Source organism: Dactylosporangium siamense (assembly GCF_016862795.1).
Taxonomy (GTDB): Bacteria; Actinomycetota; Actinomycetes; order Mycobacteriales; family Micromonosporaceae; genus Dactylosporangium; species Dactylosporangium siamense.
Genome location: NZ_BONQ01000048.1, coordinates 1 through 23,286 on the forward strand (window position 1 = coordinate 1; position 23,286 = coordinate 23,286).

Annotated in this window: 23 protein-coding genes, 4 pseudogenes and 2 riboswitches; of the genes and pseudogenes, 15 read left to right on the forward strand and 12 right to left on the reverse strand. The window is 70.1% G+C overall.

Annotated elements, in window-relative coordinates; genetic code table 11:
- Positions 1 to 63 precede the first annotated feature (63 nt).
- Entirely contained in the window at positions 64 to 396 is a 333-nt protein-coding gene (locus tag Dsi01nite_RS15230) for a hypothetical protein (protein WP_203846795.1), read from the reverse strand.
- A 93-nt stretch (positions 397 to 489) separates the two neighbouring features.
- On the opposite strand from Dsi01nite_RS15230, the pseudogene Dsi01nite_RS15235 reads away from it, so the two are divergent.
- The 4 genes and pseudogenes from Dsi01nite_RS15235 to Dsi01nite_RS15250 form a co-directional block, all read left to right on the forward strand.
- Positions 490 to 684 (forward strand): annotated as a pseudogene (locus Dsi01nite_RS15235) (cold-shock protein); the annotation flags it as partial.
- Between the two features lie 39 nt (positions 685 to 723).
- Positions 724 to 915, forward strand: a pseudogene (locus tag Dsi01nite_RS15240) (cold-shock protein); the annotation flags it as partial.
- Between the two features lie 60 nt (positions 916 to 975).
- Positions 976 to 1,449, forward strand: a pseudogene (locus Dsi01nite_RS57315) (cold-shock protein); the annotation flags it as partial.
- 245 nt (positions 1,450 to 1,694) lie between these two features.
- Positions 1,695 to 2,378 (forward strand): hypothetical protein, encoded by a 684-nt coding sequence (locus tag Dsi01nite_RS15250; protein WP_203846796.1) that lies wholly within the window; start codon positions 1,695 to 1,697, stop codon positions 2,376 to 2,378.
- A gap of 970 nt (positions 2,379 to 3,348) precedes the next feature.
- Here Dsi01nite_RS15250 and Dsi01nite_RS15255 read toward each other — a convergent pair.
- The 3 genes from Dsi01nite_RS15255 to Dsi01nite_RS15265 are packed head-to-tail and all read right to left on the reverse strand — an operon-like array spanning position 3,349 to position 6,258.
- Positions 3,349 to 3,816, reverse strand: coding sequence for an SCO2322-related protein (locus Dsi01nite_RS15255; protein ID WP_203846797.1), 468 nt, complete (start codon positions 3,814 to 3,816; stop codon positions 3,349 to 3,351).
- A complete protein-coding gene (locus Dsi01nite_RS15260; RefSeq protein ID WP_239135909.1) occupies positions 3,813 to 4,844 on the reverse strand; it encodes a peptidase in 1,032 nt (343 codons plus the stop codon). Before Dsi01nite_RS15260 ends, Dsi01nite_RS15255 begins: the two co-directional genes overlap by 4 nt.
- Before the next feature lie 22 nt (positions 4,845 to 4,866).
- The gene (locus Dsi01nite_RS15265; RefSeq protein ID WP_203846798.1) at positions 4,867 to 6,258 is read right to left on the reverse strand and encodes a prenyltransferase/squalene oxidase repeat-containing protein; all 1,392 of its coding nucleotides are present in this window, start codon (positions 6,256 to 6,258) and stop codon (positions 4,867 to 4,869) included.
- Between the two features lie 116 nt (positions 6,259 to 6,374).
- Positions 6,375 to 6,518: riboswitch (cobalamin riboswitch) on the reverse strand.
- A 32-nt stretch (positions 6,519 to 6,550) separates the two neighbouring features.
- A riboswitch (cobalamin riboswitch) is annotated at positions 6,551 to 6,666 on the forward strand.
- 96 nt (positions 6,667 to 6,762) lie between these two features.
- Here Dsi01nite_RS15265 and Dsi01nite_RS15270 point away from each other — a divergent pair.
- From Dsi01nite_RS15270 to Dsi01nite_RS15295, 6 genes are read left to right on the forward strand one after another with little or no spacing between them, the layout of a single operon-like run.
- On the forward strand, positions 6,763 to 9,465 hold the full coding sequence (locus Dsi01nite_RS15270; protein WP_203846799.1) for a prenyltransferase/squalene oxidase repeat-containing protein: 2,703 nt from the start codon (positions 6,763 to 6,765) through the stop codon (positions 9,463 to 9,465).
- Between the two features lie 56 nt (positions 9,466 to 9,521).
- A complete protein-coding gene (locus Dsi01nite_RS15275; protein ID WP_203846800.1) occupies positions 9,522 to 10,337 on the forward strand; it encodes a hypothetical protein in 816 nt (271 codons plus the stop codon).
- A gap of 2 nt (positions 10,338 to 10,339) precedes the next feature.
- Positions 10,340 to 11,476 carry a CbiQ family ECF transporter T component gene (locus Dsi01nite_RS15280; RefSeq protein ID WP_239135910.1) on the forward strand — a complete coding sequence of 379 codons (1,137 nt, stop codon included), beginning with the start codon at positions 10,340 to 10,342 and terminating at the stop codon, positions 11,474 to 11,476.
- Positions 11,473 to 13,074 (forward strand): ABC transporter ATP-binding protein, encoded by a 1,602-nt coding sequence (locus tag Dsi01nite_RS15285; protein WP_203846801.1) that lies wholly within the window; start codon positions 11,473 to 11,475, stop codon positions 13,072 to 13,074. Before Dsi01nite_RS15280 ends, Dsi01nite_RS15285 begins: the two co-directional genes overlap by 4 nt.
- A complete protein-coding gene (locus tag Dsi01nite_RS15290; protein ID WP_203846802.1) occupies positions 13,071 to 13,868 on the forward strand; it encodes an ECF transporter S component family protein in 798 nt (265 codons plus the stop codon). Before Dsi01nite_RS15285 ends, Dsi01nite_RS15290 begins: the two co-directional genes overlap by 4 nt.
- On the forward strand, positions 13,865 to 14,128 hold the full coding sequence (locus Dsi01nite_RS15295) for a hypothetical protein (RefSeq protein WP_203846803.1): 264 nt from the start codon (positions 13,865 to 13,867) through the stop codon (positions 14,126 to 14,128). The genes Dsi01nite_RS15290 and Dsi01nite_RS15295 overlap by 4 nt, the downstream gene beginning before the upstream one ends.
- 48 nt (positions 14,129 to 14,176) lie before the next feature.
- Here the strand turns inward: Dsi01nite_RS15295 and Dsi01nite_RS15300 are convergent, their stop codons facing one another.
- On the reverse strand, positions 14,177 to 14,926 hold the full coding sequence (locus tag Dsi01nite_RS15300) for a CbtA family protein (protein WP_239135911.1): 750 nt from the start codon (positions 14,924 to 14,926) through the stop codon (positions 14,177 to 14,179).
- 14 nt (positions 14,927 to 14,940) lie between these two features.
- Complete coding sequence (locus Dsi01nite_RS15305; protein ID WP_203846804.1) at positions 14,941 to 15,156, reverse strand: CbtB domain-containing protein; 216 nt, start codon at positions 15,154 to 15,156, stop codon at positions 14,941 to 14,943.
- A 756-nt stretch (positions 15,157 to 15,912) separates the two neighbouring features.
- Here Dsi01nite_RS15305 and Dsi01nite_RS15310 point away from each other — a divergent pair.
- Entirely contained in the window at positions 15,913 to 16,437 is a 525-nt protein-coding gene (locus Dsi01nite_RS15310) for a GNAT family N-acetyltransferase (protein ID WP_203846805.1), read from the forward strand.
- Positions 16,438 to 16,969: 532 nt separating this feature from the next.
- Here the strand turns inward: Dsi01nite_RS15310 and Dsi01nite_RS15315 are convergent.
- Together Dsi01nite_RS15315 and Dsi01nite_RS15320 are read right to left on the reverse strand one after the other, a co-directional pair.
- Positions 16,970 to 17,383 (reverse strand): Imm1 family immunity protein, encoded by a 414-nt coding sequence (locus Dsi01nite_RS15315; RefSeq protein ID WP_203846806.1) that lies wholly within the window; start codon positions 17,381 to 17,383, stop codon positions 16,970 to 16,972.
- A gap of 864 nt (positions 17,384 to 18,247) precedes the next feature.
- Entirely contained in the window at positions 18,248 to 18,724 is a 477-nt protein-coding gene (locus Dsi01nite_RS15320; RefSeq protein ID WP_203846807.1) for a hypothetical protein, read from the reverse strand.
- A 221-nt stretch (positions 18,725 to 18,945) separates the two neighbouring features.
- Here Dsi01nite_RS15320 and Dsi01nite_RS15325 point away from each other — a divergent pair, with 221 nt between their 5' ends.
- Complete coding sequence (locus tag Dsi01nite_RS15325) at positions 18,946 to 19,314, forward strand: response regulator transcription factor (protein ID WP_203846808.1); 369 nt, start codon at positions 18,946 to 18,948, stop codon at positions 19,312 to 19,314.
- Between the two features lie 29 nt (positions 19,315 to 19,343).
- Here the strand turns inward: Dsi01nite_RS15325 and Dsi01nite_RS15330 are convergent, their stop codons facing one another.
- Complete coding sequence (locus tag Dsi01nite_RS15330) at positions 19,344 to 20,003, reverse strand: GGDEF domain-containing protein (protein WP_203846809.1); 660 nt, start codon at positions 20,001 to 20,003, stop codon at positions 19,344 to 19,346.
- Between the two features lie 75 nt (positions 20,004 to 20,078).
- A complete protein-coding gene (locus Dsi01nite_RS15335; protein ID WP_203846810.1) occupies positions 20,079 to 20,333 on the reverse strand; it encodes a hypothetical protein in 255 nt (84 codons plus the stop codon).
- 228 nt (positions 20,334 to 20,561) lie between these two features.
- On the opposite strand from Dsi01nite_RS15335, the gene Dsi01nite_RS15340 reads away from it, so the two are divergent.
- Positions 20,562 to 21,077, forward strand: a complete 516-nt coding sequence (locus tag Dsi01nite_RS15340) for a GNAT family N-acetyltransferase (protein WP_203846811.1) — start codon at positions 20,562 to 20,564, stop codon at positions 21,075 to 21,077.
- Between the two features lie 264 nt (positions 21,078 to 21,341).
- Here Dsi01nite_RS15340 and Dsi01nite_RS15345 read toward each other — a convergent pair whose 3' ends face one another.
- A complete protein-coding gene (locus tag Dsi01nite_RS15345) occupies positions 21,342 to 21,668 on the reverse strand; it encodes a hypothetical protein (protein WP_203846812.1) in 327 nt (108 codons plus the stop codon).
- 51 nt (positions 21,669 to 21,719) lie between these two features.
- Positions 21,720 to 21,998: pseudogene (locus tag Dsi01nite_RS15350) on the reverse strand (transposase family protein); the annotation flags it as partial.
- Positions 21,999 to 22,336: 338 nt separating this feature from the next.
- On the opposite strand from Dsi01nite_RS15350, the gene Dsi01nite_RS15355 reads away from it, so the two are divergent.
- Positions 22,337 to 22,777: a hypothetical protein gene (locus Dsi01nite_RS15355; RefSeq protein WP_203846813.1), complete on the forward strand. Its 441-nt coding sequence runs from the start codon at positions 22,337 to 22,339 to the stop codon at positions 22,775 to 22,777.
- Between the two features lie 59 nt (positions 22,778 to 22,836).
- On the forward strand, positions 22,837 to 23,277 hold the full coding sequence (locus Dsi01nite_RS15360; RefSeq protein ID WP_203846814.1) for a hypothetical protein: 441 nt from the start codon (positions 22,837 to 22,839) through the stop codon (positions 23,275 to 23,277).
- Positions 23,278 to 23,286 lie beyond the last annotated feature (9 nt).

Sequence of the window (23,286 nt, forward strand, 5' to 3'; positions counted from 1 at the left end):
GTGACGCACCGGGATTGGCGCGCTCATGCCGCTGTCAATGCGCCGTTGGTTATCGTGGGCTGGTCACGTTGCGCCGATGGGGCAGGGGCACGTCTCGTCCTGGTGCTTGTAGTCGTAGGAGCGGGGATGACCGCAGTAGCAGATGCTGAGCAGCGTGTTCTGGGGGTCGGTGGACTGGTCCGGGTCAGCGCCGCATGCCGGGCACGGTGTCGGCGCGTCTGGACCGGTCACCGTCGGCGCTGAGCGGGCCCACCAGGCAACGACGCGCTCGGCCACGGAGTCGAACTCATCGTCGGCCACGTCGAGCGGCCGCGCGGCGGGCGGGCCGGCGCGACGAGCCGGTCGGAGTCGTTCGCGACCGCCACCCGCGTCCTGGCCGCCTACGACATCCTGCAACCGACTGACCGTGGCCGGTCCCGGTGGTCCCGGGCACGGCGACGTCAGCGAGACTGGGAGCAATGCCGCTCTCTAACGACCTGGAGCTTTCCTATGCCGCACGGGATCGTCCGCTGGTTCGACGCCGAACGGGGGTTCGGCTTCCTCGCGCCTGACGACGGATCACCAGACGTGTTCGTGCACGCCTCCGAGATCGTCGGGGACGGCGGCTCGAAGGTGCTCCGTGAGGGCCAGGCCGTCGAGTTTGAGGCCGGCAAGAACGACCGCGGTCCCCAGGCGCTGCGCGTGCTCGTCACCGCCGAGCAGGCCGCTGGCGGTGCCGTGGGCCTGCTCGGCACGGTCAACTGGTACGAGCCGACCAAGGGGTACGGGTTCGCATCGCCAGACGGCGGCGGCCCCGACATCTTCGTGCACAGCTCGGCCATCGTGACCGGCGGTGTGGTCAGCGACGGGCAGCGGGTGGCCTTCGTCGTCGTCGAGGGCGAGCGCGGCCCGCAGGCCGCGCACGTGATCCCGCTCGGTCCTGGGGCCGGCCTGTCCGCCACGGTAGGCGGTGCCGACAGGGCGGACGGAACCGTCTCCTGGTACGACGAGGACAAGGGCTTCGGCTTCATCGCCCCCGACTCGGGCGCCGGGGACGTCTTCGTCCACGCCCGGTCCCTGGCCGAGGGCCTCACCTGGCTGACAGAGGGCGACCGCGTGGCGTATGAGGTGGTCAGCAGCGACAAGGGCCCGCAGGCCCGCGACGTGCAGCTGGTCCGAGGGGCCGAGCCCGCGCCGCCACCGCGACGCCCGGCACCGGCCGGGCCGCCACCCGCCAGGAGTAGGCCGCCGTCACGGGGCGTGCCCGCACGCGCGGGCCACGGCGTCGTCGCACGTTACGACGGCGACCGCGGGTTCGGGTTCATCACCCCGGACGCCGGAGGCGACGACCTGTTCGTCCACGTATCCGTGGTCGCCGGGTCGGAACCGCTGCAGCAGGGCGACCAGGTCCGGTACACGGTGCGTCAGAGCGACCGGGGCCAGCAGGCCGACCGCGTGGAGCGCCTCTGACACCTCTGAACACATGCTCATCTGCCGCTGTCACGGCGTGGAGACGGTAGCGTTTCTGTGACCTGGCGCAGCCAACTCCGGTGGTGCAGCCATCCTGCTTGCCGACATCCAGACGTCATCGGTCTGATTGTGCCCAGCCGCCTTGACCGGGACGGCCGGAGGCGTCGCGTAGTGTCCTTGCTGTGCCAACCGCTTCGCCCTTTTCCGAACCCAATGACGCGGGCGCGATGCCGGATGCGGGCACTGTGCTCAGCGACACAGACTGGCCAACACTGGAGCACGCCACCGGGCCGGCGACCGAGCTTCCCGCCGTCCTTCTGCGACTGCTCGACGACGACCCCTCGGCTCGTACGGCGGCGCTGCGCCACCTCGAGCGGATCCACCATCAAAACACCATCTACCCGGCCACCGCTCCCGCCGCCGTATACCTCGCGGCGATCCTGCCCGATCCCCGCACGTCGGCGCCCATGCCGGGCACTGTCGGCCGCCGTCGCGTCGTGGGTCCCCGACCGCTGCGGGCGGTGCTGCTGGACCAACTCGGTGACATGGCCGACGACGTCGGCGACGAGGTCGCGGCGCTGGCCATGAAGTACGGGGACGATCTGCGGGATGTGCCTGCCGTCGTCGCGCTGAGAGCCGCTCGACCGACGATCTTCCGGGTCGTCGCCTCGTTCGTAGACGACGGTGACCCGGTCATTCGCGCTGCGGCCGTCGTCGCCGCCGGCCGCCTCACCGATCACCCGTCCCTGCTCGGCTTCCGCGCCGAGCTGGCGCACCGGCTGCAGGCACTGCTGGACACCGCCGCCGACAGCTGGCACCGAGACCGCGCGAGGGAGCTGCTCACCTGCTGGAACCGGCCCTCACCAGAACCGGCGCCGTCCAACGAGAACGGGAACGGACCAGACGCTCCCGACGCACCTCCGTTCTGACGGCCGTCATGGCAGCCAGCCGGGCGCGCGGAACACGGCGATCGGCAACATGCGGGTGCCGATGCGTTGTGGGATCGACGGACGTGTTGAACCCCTTGTCAGATCCGCGATCAGATCCGTGGGCAAGCTCAACCAGGTCGTTGCCGTTACAGGTATCGCCTGAACTCCCCGTCACGACGTGCGTCGCACGACATCGCCTTGCTTGCCATACCACCGCGCCGGCCCTTGCGAAGAATCTGGCGTGCTTGATCACGTGCGCACTCATGCCGCGATCCGGTGCGGCCCGGTTCAGGCTATAAGCCGACGTGCGGCCCAGATGGTGACTCACGGTCACGGCTGCGCAGGCGGGTGACCTGTGGGTAGGACCGGTTATGGTCATCCGCCGGCACCGGTTGGTGCATCGAATCCGCCAACATCACCGAGAATCCTGACCGCCCAAGTCTCGCTGTTCCTGTCGAAGTCCAGCTCACGGGCACCGACCGATGACATGATCCTTGGGACATCGAGCCATGTCGTATCTTGTTGACGCAACGGCCCGGGCCGAGACCGCCTCGTTCGTCTCCATCTACTTGTCGCAAACCAGCTCACCACATGGTCATCCGACAGGATTTCTGAGACCGGACATTAGTCGATCATGTTCGATGTAACGCTACCACTATCGTCCCGCGGTGTGCGGCGGGCCGTGAACCCGGCCTACCGTTGAGTACCGGCGAACGCCCAGCGCAGCCGTCAGCGCGGCGACATCTTCGATGAGATCCCACATTAGCTGTTGCAACAGATGCAACGTCCGCTGCGTGAGATCTCCGTAGCCGAGGGTGTGAGTAGAACTCGGGGCATCCGCGGAGCCGGAGCTGCGGTCCTTGATCGCAGCTCCGGCTTTGTGCTCTTGTCGAGGCATCGGCGACGGGCGCGGACCCCGCTCAGTCAGGCTGGATCTGGTTGCTCAGGGCATGCAGGCGCCGACCGTGGATCACGGTGCGACAGTGGGTGGGCTGCCGGAGCCGAAGGCCCAGCCCTCGACGGTGCCGATGGCGGGGTTGTAGCTGCTCGCGCCGAGGCTGCTGTAGGTCCAGGTGCCGCCGGGGGTGCCGTGCCAGTAGGACCAGTACGCCGTCGCCGGTGGCGTGTTGACGCAGGGTTCGGTGGCGGCGGTGGGTTTGCCGTTGATCCGGCAGATGAAGGCGAGCCCCCAGCGTTGTGTGCCGGTGACGGTGTACCCCGCGCCGGTCAGCGCGGCGAGCCCGGTCGGCGGGTCGCCGGCGTAGCAGTTCTTCAGGACGGAGCCGCCGAACGGGGTGAGGTCGACGACGACGGTGACCCCGGAGGCCGCCGGTGTGCAGGCGGCGGCGTGTGCCGGTGCCGGGCCGGCGAACACGAGGACGGCGGTGGCGGCGATCGCCGTGCCGGCGAGGGCCAGCCAGCGGCGGAGGGCGGTCATGCGGCACACGCCAGGGTCGGGGCCGGCGCCTGCGAGCCGGCGGCGGTGAGGGTGGCGAAGCCGGCACCGGTCAGCCCGGGGACGGCCTGTGCGGTCGCGCGGACCGCGGTCGCGGGGTCGAAGCCGGTGGTGGTGTAGGCGATGGCGCCGCGGTCGGCGATCGGGCCGGGGCAGCGCACCTGCAGGCTCAGCAGGAAGGTGCGGGCCTTGAGCCAGGCGCCCGGCCTGCCGGCCACCCGCAGCGTCTGCGCGGCGAGGCCGGTGCTGTTGGCGTTGACGGTGCCGTTGCCGTCGGCGAACGCGCCCGCGCTGGTCTGCACGGACAGCAACCAGGTGACGGCGGGCGCCGCTGCAGTGGTGTTGCCGGTGGCGAGCAGCGCCTGGACGGCGAGGGCGGTGGCGTCGACGTCGCTGACGCAGGTGGCTTGGCCGAAGTACAGCGGGAAGCCACCGTCGGCGCAGCGGGTGCCGATCAGGAACGCGGCACCGGACGCGGGCGCGCCGGCGGCGGTGCGGTCCAGGGCGAGCAGCGCGAACGCCTGGGTGAAGGCGTTGCTGTAGTCGCCGAACGCGGACCGGTCGCTGAACCTGCCGGACGGCGCCTGCAGCCCGCGCAGACGGGTGATCAGGTCGACGCCGCCGAACGCGGAAGGGTTGCCGCCGCGGACCTGGACGGCCAGGGCGAGTTTGGCGGTGGCGCCGGCGTACGCCTCGGTGCCGTCGCCGATGTAGCCGGTGAGGACCTCGGGGCGAGCCAGCCACGTGGTGGCCTTCGCGGCGTTGGTGCCGGCGGTTCTGGCCGCGGCGAACGCGAAGATCGCGTCGATGGTGAGGCCCTGGTCGGGGTAGGCGACGCCGTCGAAGACGACCTCGAAGCGTTCGCCGTCGACGAGTTGCCGGGCGAGCCAGCCGGCGGCGGCATCGGGGCGGTTGAGCGTCGGTGCGGCGGCCGCAGGCGCGGCGGTGAGCACAGTGGACAGTGTGGCCGCGGCGAGCACGCCGGACAGCAGAGTACGCAACGGTTTCACGATGAGGTTCCTTTCAAAGGAGTCAGGCGCCGTAGCGGACGTAGAGGGTGTCGCCGACGTTGACGGTCGTGGCGCGGGTCGCGGCGGCGAGGGCGGCACCGTCGGCGGACACCTTCCAGGTGGAGCCGCCGGCGTTGGCGAGGCCGTTGACCGCGGTGATGGTGCCGCTGCCGGAGCTGGGGGTGACGCTGGTGACGCACCCGGTGGGTGTGGCGGCGGTGATCGCCGTGTCGAGGATGTTGCCGAGCGTCGTGGTCGTGGCGGTCGGGGTGAACGTGACCGCGCACGGTTTGACGGTGGTGCCGTTGTCGACGATCACGGTTACCTTGGTCGCGGTGCCGCTGGTGAAGGTGGCGGCGCCGACCCATTTCGGGGCGCCGACGGTGACCGGGGTCGGGGGAGCGGCGGTGAACCCGCCGCCGGCGAGGGCGCGGACCGCGTCGATGGACGCGTAGCTGGACGCGACGGTGTCCGACGGCAAGTACTTGAAGCCGCCCCCTGCGACCTGCTGGGCGCGGAGGAAGTCGATCGGGGTCTTGCCGGCAGCGGTGGTGAAGTCCGCGCCCTGGCTCGCGATGCCGCAGGCGTTGAGCCCGGACACCGCCCAGCCGTTGGAGTCCGTGTTCGCGCCGAACATGGAGTTGAACGCACCGGAGGCGTTGATGAGCTTGCCCTTGAGGAAGTTCTTCGCCTGCACGACGTCCGCGTCGGTGTTCGGCACGCCGGCGGAGCAGAGGGCGGCCATCGCGGCGCCGGTCATGTCGATGTCGCTGGCCGTGGCGAGTTCGGTGGCGTTGCCTTCGGCCTGGCTGTAGTTCCAGCCGCCGTCGTTGTGCTGGTTGTTGCGGATGCGGGTGACCGAGACGTCGAGCAGGCGCTGCGGGACGCGGTTGCCGCCGGCCTGGGTTTTCGCGCCAGCGAGGGCGAGGGTGGCGAAGACGGTGCCGTTGAAGTTCGTGGGCGGGCCGTAGTAGCCGGTGGAGGCGGTCTGCCAGTAGGCGACGACGTCGGCGATCAGGTTGCGGGCCGCGGACACCCGGGCCGGGTCGATGCCGGCGGCGTACGCGTTGAGCACGGCCCGCTCGTAGTCGGTGACGACCGGCGAGCCGCCCGGCCACGACCCGCCGGACAGCAGGTTGCGGTACACGCTGCGGGCGTTCTTGCTGGTGTCGCCGCCCGGGTAGACGTCGACGGGGTGGGTGCCGGCAGGGGCGAAGGCGCTGAACGCCCACTCGTTGGACAGCCCGGATCCGGCGTAGCTGCCGTCGGCGGCCTGCAGGGTCTTGAGGTAGGCGACCCCGTTGTTCTTCGAGGTCGTGATCTGGGCCGGGGTCGACGTCGCGTGCGCCGGGACGGCGGTGGCGAGGACGGCGGCGACAACGCCCAAAGCGATGATGATGGGTCTGTGACGCATGGTGCTCCTTCGGAAATCGGGGCACGACGCTGCCTCGATCCGAAGAACCGAATCCCGAAGCCGGAAGCCTGGCGCCACGGAGCAGGCGGCCGGGCCCAAGGCGCGTGGGACGGATTCCGCGGTGGTGCGTCATCTGCGGGTGTTCGGGCTTGAGACCTGCCGGTCCTTACCGTTGCGCGTCAGCCCCGGACTCCAACCGGGTTCCCCCACGCGATGACGTCCGTGACGCTATGGCATCGACGATGACCGCGCTGTTACCGACCCGACATTGACGGGGCTGACGATCGTGTGGTCGGATGGGCGCGATCCAGCAGTCAGGGGAAGCCGGTCAAAGTCCGGCGCTGGCCCGCAGCCGTAGGTCCCATCCGTGGGACGAGTCGGATTACCTGGCTGGATAGCAGCACGTCAGCGTCGTCGAGGTCACGGCGCGGCATCACGGCTTCCGGGACAGGTCTCGAGGTCGGGGTCCGCGCTTACGCCGCTCACCCCGGAAGAGCCGCCCATATGCGCACGAAGAGAAGCCTGCGAGGGATCGCAGCGGCTGCCGCTGCCGTGTTCCTGGTCGCTGCGGGCGCCGTCATCGCGTCGAGCCCGGCCAGTGCCGATCCCCTGGAGGCGTGTACGCCGAGCAGCGGCGCGATCGTCGCCGTCGACTTCGGCCCGTGGGGCGGTCCGGTCGTCCGCGGCTGCGACGCGACCCCGACGACCGGCCTCGACCTGCTGCACGAGGCCGGGTTCAGCACCGCCGGCACCGTGCACGACGGACCCGGGTTCATCTGCCGGGTCGGGCACGCCAGCTTCCAGGACGGCACTCAACGGCCTGTCCCCGCGGACGAGCCGTGCACGCTCACGCCTTCGGCTGACGCGTACTGGTCGTACTGGATCGCGCCCGCCGGGCAGGATCACTGGACCTACAGCCAGCTCGGCGCGATGTCGCAGGTGCCGAAGCCCGGCGAGGTCGAGGCGTGGGTGTACGGCGGCACCGACGTCGGCGGATCCACCGGCGCGCCGACCTTCACGCCCGCGTCGGTCCGGGCGACCGGGCCGACCCCGAGCCCGTCGACGTCACCCACCGGCGGTCCGGGCGAGCCCGGTGCCCAGCCGACCCCCGCGCAGGTCGCCGCGGCGGGCGCCTACCTGGTCGGGCAGCTGATCGACGGTGACCACGTCGACTACCTCTACGACGACGGCACCGACTACCCCCGCACGATCGCGGTCGCCACCGCGCTCGCCGCGACCGGCGGGCAGGATCCCGCCCTGACGAAGATCCTCGCCTATCTCGCCGTACACGTGGACGCCGCCGTCTTCCCGTTGGGCGGCACCGAGACCATCCCGCACCAGGGCAACGCCGCCGCGCTCGCGCTGCTCGTCACGGTCACCGGTAGTGACCCGCGCGCATTCGGCGGGCTCGACCTGCTGAAGGTGCTCACCGACCGGGTCTGCGACAAGGCCGACGTCGATGCCGGCTGCACCGCCGCCGGTGACTTCGCCGGCTCGTACAGCCCGGTCACGCACGCGACGGCACTGCTCGCACTCATCCGCGCCGGCGTCACCCCGCCCGCTGCCGCCGTCGCACGCCTGCTAACCCTGCAGTGCCCCGGCGGCGGGTTCGCCGACTCGCACATTATCCCGGGCGCGGACTGCACCCCGGACCCAGCCAGCACCGGCATCGCCGTCCAGGCGCTCTCCGCCGCCGGCGGCCACGACGTCGAGATCGGCACGGCCAAGGCGTACCTGCTCGGCACGCAACGGGCAGGCGGCGGTTATCTGCCCTACGCCGACGCCGGCGGCCCGGAGACCATACCCACCGCGTCGGCCGCCGAGGCGCTCGCCGTCCTGGCCGCCGCGACGCCGGCAGCCGCCGCCCGCGGGTTCCTCGCCGCACGGATCGCCGCGGACGGTGGGCTCGCACCCGACGCGACGGCGACCGAGTCCGATCTCGCCGCCACATCCCTTGCCGCGACCGCGCTCGCCGGGAAGACCCTCGCCACGCTCACCCACCCGCTCGGCGGCGAACCGCCGCAAGGACCGACGCCGGACCTGGTCAAGGGCGTTGCGTACCTGGTCGCCCCAGCGCAGCTCGTGGACGGCCGCTACTACGAGTCGTTCCCGGATTTCCCGGACTTCGGCCTGTCCATCGACGGCGCGTTCGCGCTCGCCGCGACCGGCGGGCAGGACGCGAAGCTCCGCGCGATCACCGAGTTCATCCGAGGCGGCGGGAAGGTCGGCGACAGCGAGTTCGGCGTCGACGGCTGGCTCAGCATCGGCACCGACTACCCGTCCGGCGGCGCGATCGGCAAGGTCGCCGTCCTCGCCCAGGTCACCGGCTACGACCCGCGCGCGTTCGGCGGCCACGACCTGATCGCCGCGCTGCATGACGTCACCTGCGCCGCGGCGGACCCGACCCTCGGCTGCGTCGGCGCCGGCAACTACCGCAACGCCGCATCGGTGTTCTCCCAGGCCCTCGGCGTCATCGCCCAGCTGCGCGCCGGCCAGCGCTCCGACGCCGCGGCACCGATCACGTACCTGCTGGGCCTGCAGCGGGCCGACGGCTCGTTCCCCAGCCTGATCCCGCCGGTGTCCGCCGAGGACCGCGACGTCGACAGCACCGCGATGGCCGCGATGGCCCTCGCCCTGGTGACCGGCGATGCCGCCGCGACCGCCGCCGTCGACAAGGCCCTCGCCTGGATCGCAGGGCAGCAGCAAGCGCACGGCGGGTTCCCCGGTGCGGCCGGCGACTCCACCAACTCGACGGCCCTTGCCATCCAGGGCCTCGCACTGCATCGCGCGACCTACACCGCGCAGATCGCCAAGGCCCTCGCATTCCTTGCCGGGCAGCAGAACAGCGACGGCGGGTTCAACGTCGCCGCCGGCGGCCAGCCGGGCTCCGACGTGCGCGCCTCCACCCAGGTCGTCGGCGGCGCCACCGGCATCTCCTTCGGTGTCCTGCTCCGCGACGTGCACGCCGACCCGGGCACCGGCTCGCCGTCACCCTCCACCTCGGCAACCGCATCAGCGTCGGCATCGGCGTCTGCGTCGTCGGCGGCGCCCGGAACACCCGTCGGGATGCCGGTCACCGGGCAGTCGGTCATCACGATGGTGTGGCTGGCGATCGGCCTGCTCGTTGCCGGTGTGGCCCTGCTTGCCGTCAGCCGCCGCCGCACCGGCCGGAATCCGGTCGGCACCAATACCGTCGACCCGTCATGAGCCGTCGTCTCGGCGCGGCCGTAGCTGTGATCACGGTTGTTGTCACAGCGGCAGGCGTGCCAGGTGCAGCGGTCGCGGATCCGCTACCGACCGGGCAGTGCACGACCAGCAGCGGCGTCATCCTCGCCGTCGACTTCAGCCGGTGGGGCGGGCCGCTGCTGCGCTCCTGCGGCACCACCCCCACCACCGGCTACCAGCTGCTCAACCAGGGTGGCTGGAAGACCACTGGTACCCAGCACGACGGACCCGCGTTCATCTGCCGGATCGGCTATTCCGGGCACAACGGCGGCACCCAGTACCCGACCGCCGCCGACGAGAAGTGCGTCCTGACCCCACCGGCGAGTGCGTACTGGTCGTACTGGCACGCCGACCCCGGCCAGAACAGCTGGGTCTACAGCCAGCTCGGCGCGATGAGCTACAAACCCAAACCGGGCAGCGTCGACCTGTGGATCTTCGGCGCGACCAACATCGAAGGCACCCAGGGACGGCCCACCATCAGCCCCGACAACGTCCGCGCCCGCAACACCGCACCCATCACCACGGCCGCGCCACCGCCACCGCCGGCACCGACCGGCGCGGCGCCCGGCGGGGCATCGCCACCGGCGACCGTCAGCACAAGTTCCGGCGCAGACCCATCCACGGCGGTGACCAGCCCACCCGGGCCGTCGCCGAGCGCATCCGGGACCGACGCTGCAACCACACCCAACATGGGCTGGCCGAGCGTGGTCGATGCGGTCCCCACCCCGGTTGCCGACCGGCCTTCCGCCGGGTCGGGTATCCCGACGCTCATCACCGTCGGCGTCCTGCTGGTCCTCGCCGTGGCCGGGGGAGCCGTGGGGTGGCGGCGGCGACGGCGCGGCGCATCGCAGTGACCGTGCTGGATCGGCTGAGGGCGGACCGGCTGCCGCGTGGGCTGCATCCGGTGGCGTGGTGGCTGTGGGCGCTTGCCCTCGCCACCGCAGCCAGCCGCACCAGCAACCCGCTGTTGCTCGTGCTGATCTTCGCGGTACTCGGGTTCGTCGTGTCCGCTCGACGCACCGACGCGCCGTGGGCGCGGGCGTTCCGCTACTACCTGGGCATGGCGCTCATCGTCATCGTCATCCGGGTCGTGTTCCGGTCCGTGTTCGCCTCCGGGATCACACCTGAAGACCACATCCTGTTCCGGCTGCCGCACCTGCCGACCCCCGACTGGTACGCCGGCATCCAGATCGGCGGACCCGTGTCCCTCGAGGCGACACTGTCCGCGACCATCGACGGGCTGCGCCTCGCGTGCCTGCTGTGCTGCATCGGCGCCGCGAACAGCCTCGCCAACCCGAAACGCGCGCTGCGGGTGCTGCCCGGCGCACTGTACGAACTGGGCGTCGCCGTCACCGTCGCGCTCAGCGTCGCCCCGCAACTCGTCGAAAGCGTCCGACGCGTCGCCCGCGCCCGGCGGCTGCGAGCGGGGAAGGCCAAAGGCGTGCGGGCGTTGCGGGCGATTGCGCTGCCGGTGCTGCACGACGCCCTCGACCGGTCGCTGCGCCTGGCCGCGGCGATGGACTCACGCGGCTACGGCCGCACCGGCACCGCCACCCGCGCCTCCCGCAGGGTCACCGGCGTGCTCATGCTGACCGGCATGGCCGGTTTGTGCGTCGGCGTGTACGGGCTGCTCGACCCGAGCGTGCCCCGCCCTGTCGGGCTCGCCGGGTTCACGGCCGGGGTCGTGCTCAGCGCCGCCGGGCTCGCCGTCGGCGGGCGCCGCGTGTCGCGCAGCCGGTACCAGCCCGATCCGTGGCGGTGGCCGGAATGGGTCGTCGCCGGCTGCGGCGTGCTGACCGCCGTCGTGCTCAGCGCCGGCACCGGCTACGACCCGGCCGAGCTGAACCCCGGCCTGTACCCGCTGCAATGGCCGAGCCTGCCGATCCTGCCCGCCGCCGCCATCCTCGCGGCGGCGTTCGCCGCGTTCGCCTCACCGCCGCCGCTGACCGCGCCGCGTCCGATGGTGCCTGCCGTCGCCGGAGCAGGATCATGATTAGATTCGAGCAGGTCAGCATCGCCTACGACGGCGCCGAGCGCCCCACCGTCCACGACGTCGACCTGAGCATCGACGAAGGCGAACTGTGCCTCGTCATCGGGCATACCGGCTCCGGCAAGTCCACCCTCCTCGGTGCGATCAACGGCCTGGTCCCGCACTTCACCGGTGGCACCCTCACCGGCCGGGTCACCGTTGCCGGCCGGGACACCGCGCACCACCCACCCCGCGACCTCGCCGACCTCGTCGGCGTCGTCGGGCAGGACCCTTCCGCCGGGTTCGTCACCGACACCGTCGAGGAAGAGCTCGCCTACGGCATGGAGCAGCTCGCCCTCGACCCCGGCGTCATGCGGACCCGCGTCGAGGAGACCCTGGACCTGCTCGGCCTCGCCGACCTGCGCCACCGCGGCCTGCACGAACTGTCCGGCGGGCAGCAGCAGCGGGTCGCGATCGGCGCCGCCCTCACCGCCCACCCCCGCGTCCTCGTCCTCGACGAGCCCACCTCGGCGCTCGACCCGACCGGCGCCGACGACGTCCTGGCCACCATCACCAAACTCGTCCACGACCTCGGCGTCACCGTCGTGCTCGCCGAGCACCGCCTCGAACGGGTCCTGCCCTACGCCGACCGCGTCATCCACCTGCCGGGCGACGGCACCGCCCGGCACGGCGACCCGGCCACGCTGCTCACCGGCGCGACGGTCGCCCCGCCGATCGTGCACCTCGGCCGGCTCGCCGGGTGGGCGCCGCTGCCGCTGTCCGTCCGCGACGCTCGGCGGCACGCGTCGGCGCTGCGGGAGCGGCTGCCTTCGGTCCCGCCGGCTGCACACCGTACCAACGCCGCAACTGCCAAAAGAGTGCTGCGGGCGACCGGTGTGGTGGTGCGGCACGGGCCGGTCGTCGCGGTCCGCGGGGCAGATCTGGAACTGCGGGCGGGGGAGGTCACCGCGCTGATGGGCCGCAACGGATCCGGGAAGTCGTCGCTGCTGTGGGCGTTGCAGGGCGCCGGCCGCCGCGACGGCGGGACCGTCGACGTCGACGGCACCGACCCAGGCAAGGTCGGCGCCGTGCGCGCCCGGACGCTCGTCGGGCTCGTCCCGCAGACCGCCACCGACCTGCTCTACCACGACACTGTGCGCGGCGAACTCGACCAGGCCGACCGCGACGGCGCCAGCCCCGGCACCGCCCGCGCCCTGCTCGACACGATCGCCCCCGGCATCGCCGACGACACCCACCCGCGGGACCTGTCGGCAGGGCAGCAGCTCGCGCTCGTCCTGGCCGTGCAGCTGGCCGTCACCCCGCGGGTGGTGCTGCTCGACGAGCCCACCCGCGGCCTGGACTACCAGGCGAAGGCCGCGCTCACCGGCACCCTCGACCGGCTCGCTGCCGCCGGGCACGCGATCGTCGTCGCCACCCACGACGTTGAGTTCGCCACCGGCGCCGCCGACCGGGTCGTCGTCATGGCCGACGGCGACATCGTCACCGACGGACCCGCCCCGGCGGTGCTCACCGCGTCACCGGCGTTCGCGCCGCAGGTCGCGAAGATCCTCGCGCCGCTGCCGTACCTCACCGTCGGCCAGGTCGAGGCGGGACTGGCATGAAACCCGCCGTCCGGATACCGGTCCGGGCCGTCGCCGCGATCGGCATGGCGTCGTTCCTCGGCTTCGTGGCGTTCCTGTGGCCGTTCGTCGTCGCCCCGGGCGCGTTCGGGTCCACCCAGACGCCGCCGCTGATGTTCGGGGTCCTGCTCGTCCTCGTCCTCGCCGTCGTGTTCGCCGAAGTCGCCGACGGCCGCATCGACGCCAAGGCCCTCGCGATGCTGGGCGTGCTGTCCGCGATCAACGCCGCCCTCCGGCCGTTGGGCGCCGGTACCGCCGGGATCGAGACCGTGTTCTTCGTCCTGGTCCTCGCCGGCCGCGTGTTCGGCCCCGGGTTCGGGTTCGCGCTGGGCTGCACGTCACTGTTCGCGTCAGCGCTGCTGACCGGCGGGGTCGGGCCGTGGATGCCGTACCAGATGTTCGGCTGCGCCTGGGTCGGCATGTTCGCCGGGCTGCTGCCCCGCGCCACCGGCAAGACCGAGATCGCGCTCCTCGCGGGCTACGCGGCGGTCAGCGGCTACTTCTTCGGGTTCATGCTCAACCTGTCGTTCTGGCCGTTCTCCCTCGACCCGACCAGCTCCATCGCCTACCAGCCCGGCCTGCCACTGCTCGACCAGCTGCAGCGGTACCTGACGTTCTTCAGCGTCACGTCCCTGGGCTGGGACACCGGCCGCGCCGTCACCACCGCGGTCCTCGTGGCGATCACCGGCCCGGCGGTGCTCGGCGCGTTCCGCCGCGCCGCCCGACGCGCCAACTTCCACGCCACCGCGACCTTCCAGAAAGATGTTCCCCCATGAGGAACCGCCTCGAGCCTCGCCGGGCCACCATCGACGGGCAGGAGTTCGTGCTGCTGGAACCCGAGCAGTACGAACGGCTCGCCGCGGCACGACGGCAGCACGGCGCGCACTCCAGTCAGCTCTCGCGGCTGCGTGAACAGCTGAACGCGGCGCTGCGGCGCCTGAACGCCGTTCGCCGCGTGCTCGACGAGACCGTCACGACCTGCGAGACGACACCGGACTGCGCGCACTGTGCGGTCAAGTCGGCACTGGAGTCCTGAGAGCCGTGCCCCTGGTGGCCGGTCGCGAGGACCGGCCACCAGGGTCGATCAGGCGGCGACCGGTTGCGCGGTGGCCGCAGACGCTGGGCGCTGGCTGCGCTCGGTCAGGTAGCCGAACAGCAGCCCGAGCGTTGCCCAGGTGACCGCCTGCGTGCCGAGCGACGCGAGCCGAAAACGCCACAGCAGGATCGGGGAGAACCCCTCCGGCACCTCGTTGATCGAGGGCAGCAGCGCGATCGCGATACCGACCACCACGGCGGCGCCGACGGTCGCGGCGATCGCCGCGTTCCAGGTGCCGAGCCGCGGCTGCAGCGACCGGGCGACGACGACCACACCGATGACGGCCGCGACGCCGATGACGAGCATCAGGAAGTACAGGCCGGTCCGCTGCCCGAGGGTGTCGGGGTTGCCGGTCGCCGGCGGGTTCGCCGGGTACTTCAGGAACGGCACGAGCGCCACGCCGACGAACCCGGCGAGGGCGACGAGCCCGGCCGTGGCGCGGGCGCTGAGCTGCCCGATCCGGCCGGCAGCGATCGCGACGGTGATGGCGAACAGTCCGCCGAGCGCGATGCCGTAGACGACCGACGCGGTGAGCAGGCCGATGGTGCTCTGCACGCCGCGGCTGACGAGCTCGTGCTCGTGCTCACCGGCGGGCAGCGGAGCGGCGTGCGCCTCCTCGAAGGCGATCGCGTCGGAGATCGGGCCCTCGCCGAAGAAGTAGGCGAAGACGAACGCGGCGATGCCGGCGACGACGCCGACGAGCATGCCGCGGATGAGCAGGGTACGGGCGTTCAACATGATCGGCATCCCTCTCAGTGGCAAGGGAAGCCGAGCAGGTGCCGGCCGTCGTGGACGAACTCGTGCACGGTCTCACCGGCGATGACCGAGGTGATGCCCTGCTCGGCGCCGACGAAGTACAGCAGCACGACGGCGAGCACGACGCCGAAGACCGCCCACGGCAGGATCTGCCGGAACGGGATCGGAGCGGGTGCCGTGCCCGGAGCGGGCAGCGCGGAAATGGTCGCCATGAAGCAGCCTCCAGCGGGATATACGCGTCCCATCGAGTGTTGTCGTGACCGGCCGCCGGGTCTGACTCCCACCGCCTGCGGTGGTAACAGTGGCGCGACCGCGCCGGGCTTGCACCGGCTTCCGTCGACCGTCACGTTTCGCCACCGGACGCTACGGACGGCGTACCGACGTGTCAATCGATGTGTCGAACGGCATTGTGCTGGCCTCGACGATCTGCTCCGCAACACACGGCGGCGAACCGGACAGGCTCAACGCAGTCGACGCAGGCAGATGCGGCCCGTCCCGCAGCGCCAGGTGGCGCGGCGGACCGCGGCCGAACTCCTCGCGAACGCGACGAGTCGCTGCGGCCTCGTGTCTACCGGTCCCGGATTGCGCGTTCGTCGGTTGCGCGTCGCCGACCCATCGCCCAGTGGCACTGGGTCGCGGCAGTTCGGACACCGTCGACGCGACGCCGGACCCGCGTGCTGTGCACAACCGGGATGCATGGGGAAGTTCCACGAGGTCGTGCCCACTCGCCTCTCCTTGTTGCCATTAATGTGCAACAAGGTCAATTGTCGGTCGTACGCCGGGGGAGAATGCGGATGCCTGGTCACCATCACGACGACGAGGGCCGTACCGGCACCCTCGCTCATTTGCCGGGTCTTGTAACCGCTTGGGTCCACGGCTGGGCTGTCTCACGCAGCGTCCCGACACCAGTGGCTGTGGCCGGTGGCTGGCGCATAGACGTGGGAGCTGTCGGTCATCGCATCCGCTACGTGTTGCAGACACCTGACCACCAGCTACTGGCCGACCTGGGTCGCCAGGAGCTCGTGCCGGGAACGTGGATCAAGGTCGTGGCGGACCAGGCCGATCTAGGAAGTGCCCTTCCTGACACGTGGGCGATGGCCGATACCGGCTACCTGATGACAACCTCGTTCACCGAAGTCGCCAGCGCCAGCGCGCCCTCGGTGCCGTATACCCCGCGAGTCTCTACCGTCGGCGACGTCGCCATCGCCACCTGCACCGACGACGCCACGGGCGAAATCGCAGCTTCCGGTCGGCTGGCGGCCGCCGGCCACGTCGGGGTCATTGACCAGGTAGCGACATCGCCCGCACACCGCCGCCGCGGCTTGGGCCGCGCGATCATGCACAGTCTCAGCCATCATGCATGCGAACGGGGTATGCACACCGGGGTGCTTGTCGCCACTGACGACGGCCGCGAGTTGTATCGCACCCTCGGCTGGACGGTACGCAGCCCCATCGCCGCTGCATATGTGCCGGAGCCTCGAGCCAGACGCTGACGGGTGGTTGGTGCTGACCGCGATCCTTGCGACCTGCCCGAGGCGGGGGATCGCGACCACGGCGAGAACTGTGGCGTGACGGGCTCCGGCCGCATCTGATCCGCTGGTAGAGCGCGAGACCTCTGAGGCCATTGCCTGCCACCACGCCAGATAGGCCGATTCATTCCCACCATGCCGTCGACCGGTCCCGCAGCCGGCGGCGGCGCGAGCTGCGGATGTGGCGGCGGAGGATGCGGCTGCTGAACCGGACCCGTGCCGTGACGCCGTACCGGGGCAGTGCGTAGCGTGCTGCCAGTCGACCTGGATTCGATCATGCACGAATTCGCTGCCTTGACGACGTGGTGCGCCGAACTCCTCAACGGCAACGGAATCGCGGCCGACCCGAACTACTACTCGAAGCTGACCTTTTCCGAGAAGTCCTTCAGCGACGACCGCAACTGCGGCAAGGGAAGTAGGAGTAGCCCAGCCAGGCCGCCGAGACCACCGGTCTGCCCGCCTCGTTGCAGTGATCGGAGGGATGAGGCCGGCTTGCTCAGAGGAAGGGATACGGCCCGTGTTCCAGGCTCCACCGGACGCAGGTGGGTCGCTGGCCGGTCGCGACGTACTCCCTGACGGCGTTCGTCGCCGTCGCCGTGCTCACCCGGGCGAACTGGGCCGGGACCTCGATGGGCCGCGCGTCGGTGAACCAGTACACGGTGATCCCGTCGGCGGCCGCGAGCTCGATGCCGTACGAGCCGTCCGGCAGCCAGACGAGTGCGGCCCGATCGGCCTCCTCGTCGATGTCGATGCGCAGCTCGGCGCTGCCGCCTTCCGGCGCGACGGTGAACATCTGTCCGGCGCCGGGGACCTGGGGGGATTCGACCTCGTATCGGAACGTGGCGACCGCTGCGTCCGGATCGGCGAGCGTCGTCGCGACGAGATTGACATCAGTGAGCACGTATCCCATCAGGCGACCAGCCTACCAGTGCCCACGTAGACCTTCCGGTAGAACGTCAGACCCCCGTCGATGGTTGCCCAGATGGTCAGCGACGAACCCTGGGGGATGACGTCTGCGAGCGTCGATTCACAGGCAGTGAACATTCCCACGTCGTCCTTTCCGGCTGCCGCACGGGGTGTTGTCCACCACCATCTCGGCGTGGACCGGTCTGCCCGCATGGCGTATTTCGTAGGCGACCTGCGACTCGGGGTGCGCGTAGAGCGGCCTGCTCGGCACCTTGAGCTCAGCGGGTGCTTGGGCTCGGCGCGGTGGCGGGTGGTATCCGCCGGAGCCACCGCCCTCCGCAGCACGGCAGCCACTGCGCCGGCGAGTACGGGCTTGTGCCGGAGCCTGTACCGACGGATCCGGCCGAACTGACCGACGCGGTCCTGATGCACCATCCCGAGCGTCTTGCCCAGGCAGGACAGGAATGGCTCGTCCGCCAGCTCATGCACCTGCTTTGGAGCAGTGCCTCGCCCGCCCGCACCGGGCCGCCGTACTACGCACGCTCGCCGGTGTCCAAGGCTTGGTCTTCGCTGGCTCGATGCCTGGGATCGCCGGGCGCAGCGGCATGGCCTTCACCCTGACAGCGCCGAACGGGCTCTACACCAGCATCTTCAACACCCAAACAGGGCAGCTGCTCGCGTTCATCGAAGTCGTCCCAGAAACCCGCACCACCAAAACCATCCGCCCCGGCCTCTGGGGCTACGACCTCCTGCTGGATCTATGGCGACAGGAACTGCTACCGGACCCGAGCGCGCCGCCAAGCATTGATCCTGCCGCCGAGCGACCAGTCGCAAGTCCCGTCCGTGACATTGCAAACGGCTCTTACGCCTACCGCGGGCGGGATCTCCGGCGGCTGCCGAGAACGTCGGTGAGTTTGTGGTTCTCCACCGGTTCCGCCTCGTCCTGGGTGGTTGGCCAGACCTGGATCAGATGGTGCTCGATCGGGGTTTCCACAGCCAGGTCGAAGGCGGTGTCTCGGTCTCGGGCGTGCAGCCGGATGCGGTAGCCTCCCGGTCCCTGGAAGGCTAGCAGCGGATAGGGATCGGAGCGGTCGACCGTTTCGACGATCCGCAGGATGCCGTCGTGCGCCCAGATGGTGAAGTCGGCCACCTCGTCCCAGCCGTCGGTCACGAGCGGCGGCGCCGTGTCGTAGAACTCCATCGACAATCCGACGTTGCCGGTGTCGGTGCCGGTGATGACGGCTGCCGCTCCCGGAAAGGGGTTGATCAGCCCGTTGGAGTAGTCAGGCGAGGCCGTGGCCGGAACCTCCTCGGCGATCCAGTAGCGCTTGTTGCTGGTGAACACCGTGCCGCTCCGATCTTCGTGAGCGCCAGCGTCCCGGAGGGCGCGAAGATGGTTTGGTGAGTCGCTTGCGGGACGGGCCCGGGGCGGGCATGTCATTGGGCGGTCACCACGGCCACCTCGCCATCAGCGCCGGTCGGCGGATGCGGCAGAAACGCAACCGCCGCGTGTCGGGCCGTGCCAGCATGAGTCGATCGGCTCGACCCGAAAAGCAGGTACCCTCCATGGCTTCGGTCGTGATCATCGAGGACGACAGCGATCACGGTCCGCTCATGCGTGAGCGGCTGGAACGTGACGGCCACGTTGTGCATCTCGTGCCCGGCGCTGCCGGAGCGGTGGCCGCCATCGTCGCTGCGGATGCCGACGTCGTGCTGCTCGACGTGCACCTGCCGTACGGCTCCGGCCTCGACATCTGCCGGGAGCTGCGCGCCACTCCGGCGACGGCAGATCTGCCGATTGTGATCGTTTCCGCGTACGCCACTGCGGCCGACCTGGAACGCGGCTACAGCGCCGGCTGCACGCGGTACGTGAAGAAGCCGTTCGCGCTGCAGTTCCTCGCCAACACGGTAGCCGACGTCGTCGGTACACCGTGACGCCGGCGACTCGTCAGGATCAACGCCCGTCAGTCCTCGCCGGGGAGGTTGCGCAGGCGGGTGCGGCGCTGCTGTGATGGCGGTGTCGGCGGGTGGTACATGCCGGGTTGGTAGGTCTGCAGATCGCCGTGGAGTTTGGCTTGGTAGAGCGCGATGTCGGCGCGGCGTAGCACCTCAGCCCAGCTGAGGCCGCTGGCGTCGGCGAGCCCGAAGGACGGCATCTGGATGCCGCGCCAGACGTAGTCGGCCAGGGTGGACGGCAGGTCGGCGGTGGCGGCGTTGTACACGGCGTTGACTCCCGCCTGGAGATGTTGGTCGGCAGGGAGCTGGACGAGGAACTCGTCGCCGGCGAGACGGAACGGTCGCCCGTGGTGAGTGTGGGCGGCGGTTCGGAGCCGGTTGGCGATCTCGACGAGCATGGCGTCGCCGGCGTGGTGGCCGTGCCGGTCGTTGACGGCTTTGAAGTCGTCCAGGTCGACGAGCAGCACGGCCCAGGGGCGGCCGGAGTTGGCATGGTCGTAGCGGTGTGCGGCGGCCCGGTTGGGAAGGCCGGTGAGGGCTTCGTGGTCGGCTCGGTACGCGGCGTCGGTGTAGGCCTCGCGCAGCCGGTGCAGGGCTGGCTTGATGCTGGCGCGACCGAGGACGAACCCGACTGTGAACGCCGTTGCCGGTGAGAGGAAGCGGTGCATGGTGCGAACTCCAGAACGAGACGGAAAGCACGCAGGCCCGCCAGAAGAGGCGGGCCTGCGTGACGACGCTGTGGTTCAGGTGATGTTCGGTTCGGTGGCCAAGCAGTGCAGCGCCTCAGCGAGACCTTCGTATTCGGTGATCTCCGCGGCGAGCCGGTCGCGCCGCGCGTGCCGCGGATTCAGCTCGTCGCGGTACACCTCGTCGCGCCGGCGAGCGGCGCTGCGTCGCGCGGCTGCGAGGACGAGTTCGTCGCGGCGTTTGGGTGCGCGCCACCGGAGTCGGAGCGCTTCGAGGACGGCCGCGACGTAGTCGCCTGTCCGGTCTGGCACTGTTCGACTGGTCAGCCGCCCGGTGGGCGGTGGGCGTTGACATCGCGCCGGCGTCGTGGTGTCGGTTGGTCGGGGTCGATGATGGTGCCGCCGATCAGGTCGACACCGTTGACGGTCGGACGGTCGCTCTCGTCCAACGACAGGCCGCCGCGGGATCCGTCGCCGTAGTCGCGTGGTATGGATCGAAATTGAGGTGCGCTCGGTAAGGTCGACGCGAAGACTGCGGTTGTGATCCATCTGGTCGAATCGCCCCGTCTGGTGTGGCCAACAGCCGCGGTGCGGACGTCATACCTCATCGGTGAGCAGGCCGATTGCCTGCTGAGAGGGACACCGACAGATTGGTTAGGACCGGCCAGCGACGACTTCGACGAGTTTGTTGCTGCGCGGCGCGGGGTCCACACTCGTTGGGGAGTGCCTTCCACGATCTTCTGGTATGTCTCCGGCGAGTACTACTTGGGCACTCTCGTGGTCCGGCACCAGCTGACAGCCGAGCTCGCCGAAGTCGGGGGTCACATTGGATATCACGTGGTCGCCCCGTGGCGTCGGCAGGGCCATGCCACCTGGATGCTGGCAGCCGGCCTTGTGGAGTGCCGTCGTCTGGGCGTTGGCAGCGTTCTGCTGACATGCCATGCGGACAACGAAGCATCGCGCCGGGTGATTCTGTCGAACGGCGGCGTGCCTGACGGTCAACGGCAGGGAGAAGATCGGTTCTGGATCAGCCTCCCGGGCAAGGTCCGCGCATAGCCACACATCCAGCTCGGCAATGAGGACCTGGGGGCACGGCAGACGTGGTGTGTCTTGGCAGCGGCCCTTCACTGTTGTCGGGAGCAAACTCGCCAAGGTCCGCCGTGTCCAGACCAAGTTTCAAACAAGTCGCCAACCACGACGCGAAGTAACGAAACCAGCATCACGCGACACTAGGGGCGGGTGCGGCACTCTCGGGATCGACCCGGAAGGCAGCGTGTTCGGTCTTCTCGCCCTGGCCTGACGGCCCTCACGGCACCGCCGTCATCCGGGCGGGCCCGGCATCATGAACCCGCCACGGATGTGGAGCAGGATCATGCCCACTTCCGTGCCGACGACCAGGTCCGGGTCGCGGTCGTGGTAGACGATGTTGCCCGCGACGATGTCCTCGCGACCGGCCTGCCCGCTCGTGATCCAGCCACTGCCGTGGGTGACGAAGAGCCCCTCACCATCGCCGTCGGACCTCGCGACGGCGAGCTCTGCTCCGGGCTCGAGAGTCAGCGACGCGATCGACACGCCGGCCGGAAGGTGCAGGAACTCGGCGACCGTCACGTCGGCGGCGTCCGGGTGGCGCCGCAACCGATCGGTCATCCGGACGACTCTGGCCACGCCCTTGATCATACCGATGATCGGTGAGCCATTTCATCGTATGCAGCGGCTGGTCTCGACGCGGTGTAGAGCGAGAATGGCTTGCACGATCGAGGTGGCTCGCCGTGGGCAGCAGCGGAGTTTCGCCAGGATTATCCAGGTCTTGAGGGTGGCGATCGCGCGTCCGCCGCAGGCCCGGATCTTCGCGTGTGTCTTGTTCACCGCCTTCTGTCGGCGCGACAGCCTGGGCCTGTGACGGTGGCGCTTGAACGGGGTGCGCACGGTTCCGCCGGCGCCTTGGTAGCCCTTGTCTGCGAACGTCATCACGCCGGCGGCGCCCGATGACCGCGACCGCCACGTCCAGGCCGCAAGGACGGCTGCGAGCCGTTGCTCATCGACAGTCTCGCGCTTCCAGCGACGCCCGGTGTCTGTCGCGAAGTCCGTCGGTGTCCGCGCCGGCCTCGTCGGGGTCTGCCGGCGGCCAGCAGCGCCAACGCGAGGTCGAGGCGGGCCGACGCCACCCGGCGCGGGCGCCACCCTCCCGGCCGCGCAACCGAACCCAATCACGCTACTCGCCACTACCGGGCCGTGGAAGTGGAATGATAGAAAACGGAGAGCGTCAATATCTACGATTACTCCCTGTCGGAACAAAACATTCCTAGGGGGAGAATTTGCGCCTACTTCAGCGCACCTTTTTGGTGTTCCTGACGGCGGTGCTGGCCGTGGCCGTGGCGCCCGTTGCCGCGTCCGCGGACTTGCCGCCTGCGTACCATCTCACGTACCAGTTGCTCAGCTCGAGTCCGAACTACGGCATGGACCCGACCTGCCGGTCAATTTCCATCCAGCTCGCCGCGCGATCGTACCGAGTGGACGCGTATTACGAGAACCAAGGCGTCGTCAGGCGACCGATAGTCATCGCGACCGTCTATCTCGAAGCCGCCTGGTACACCTGGGAAGACTGTTTGGTACCGCAGGTCAACCGCTACGTACACGTCATCACGCTCACCAGTGCATTGCATCCGTCCACGCCGGTGAGCCGGCAGCGGACCGCGACCGAAATCGACGAAGGTGGCTGGTGGGGATGGGGATCGGCCCTCACGCCGCTCACCTGACGTGACCTGGGCCGCTTCGTGGCCCGGCGCGAACCCCCCGGTCTCATGAGGGAGAGACGTTGCGCCTACTTCAGCGCACTTTTTTGGTGTTCCTGACGGCGGTGCTGGCCGTGGCCGTGGCGCCCGTTGCCGCGTCCGCGGACTTGCCGCCTGCGTACCATCTCACGCACCAGTTGCTCAGCGCGAGTCCGACCTACAGCAACGACCCGACCTGCCGGTCAATTTCCATCCAGCTTGCCGCGCGATCGTACAGAGTGGACGCGCGGTACGAGATCCCAGGCTATGTCAGGCAACCAATTGCCATCGCAACCGTCTATCTCGAAGCGGCCTGGTACACCTGGGAAGATTGTCTGGCACCGCAGAACGGCCATTATGAGCACATCATCACGCTCACCAGTGCACTACATCCGTCCACGCCGGTGAGCCGGCAGCGGACCGTGACCGAAATCCACGTCGACAGCTGGTGGGATTGGGGATCGGTCCTCACGCCGCTCACCTGACGTGGTCTG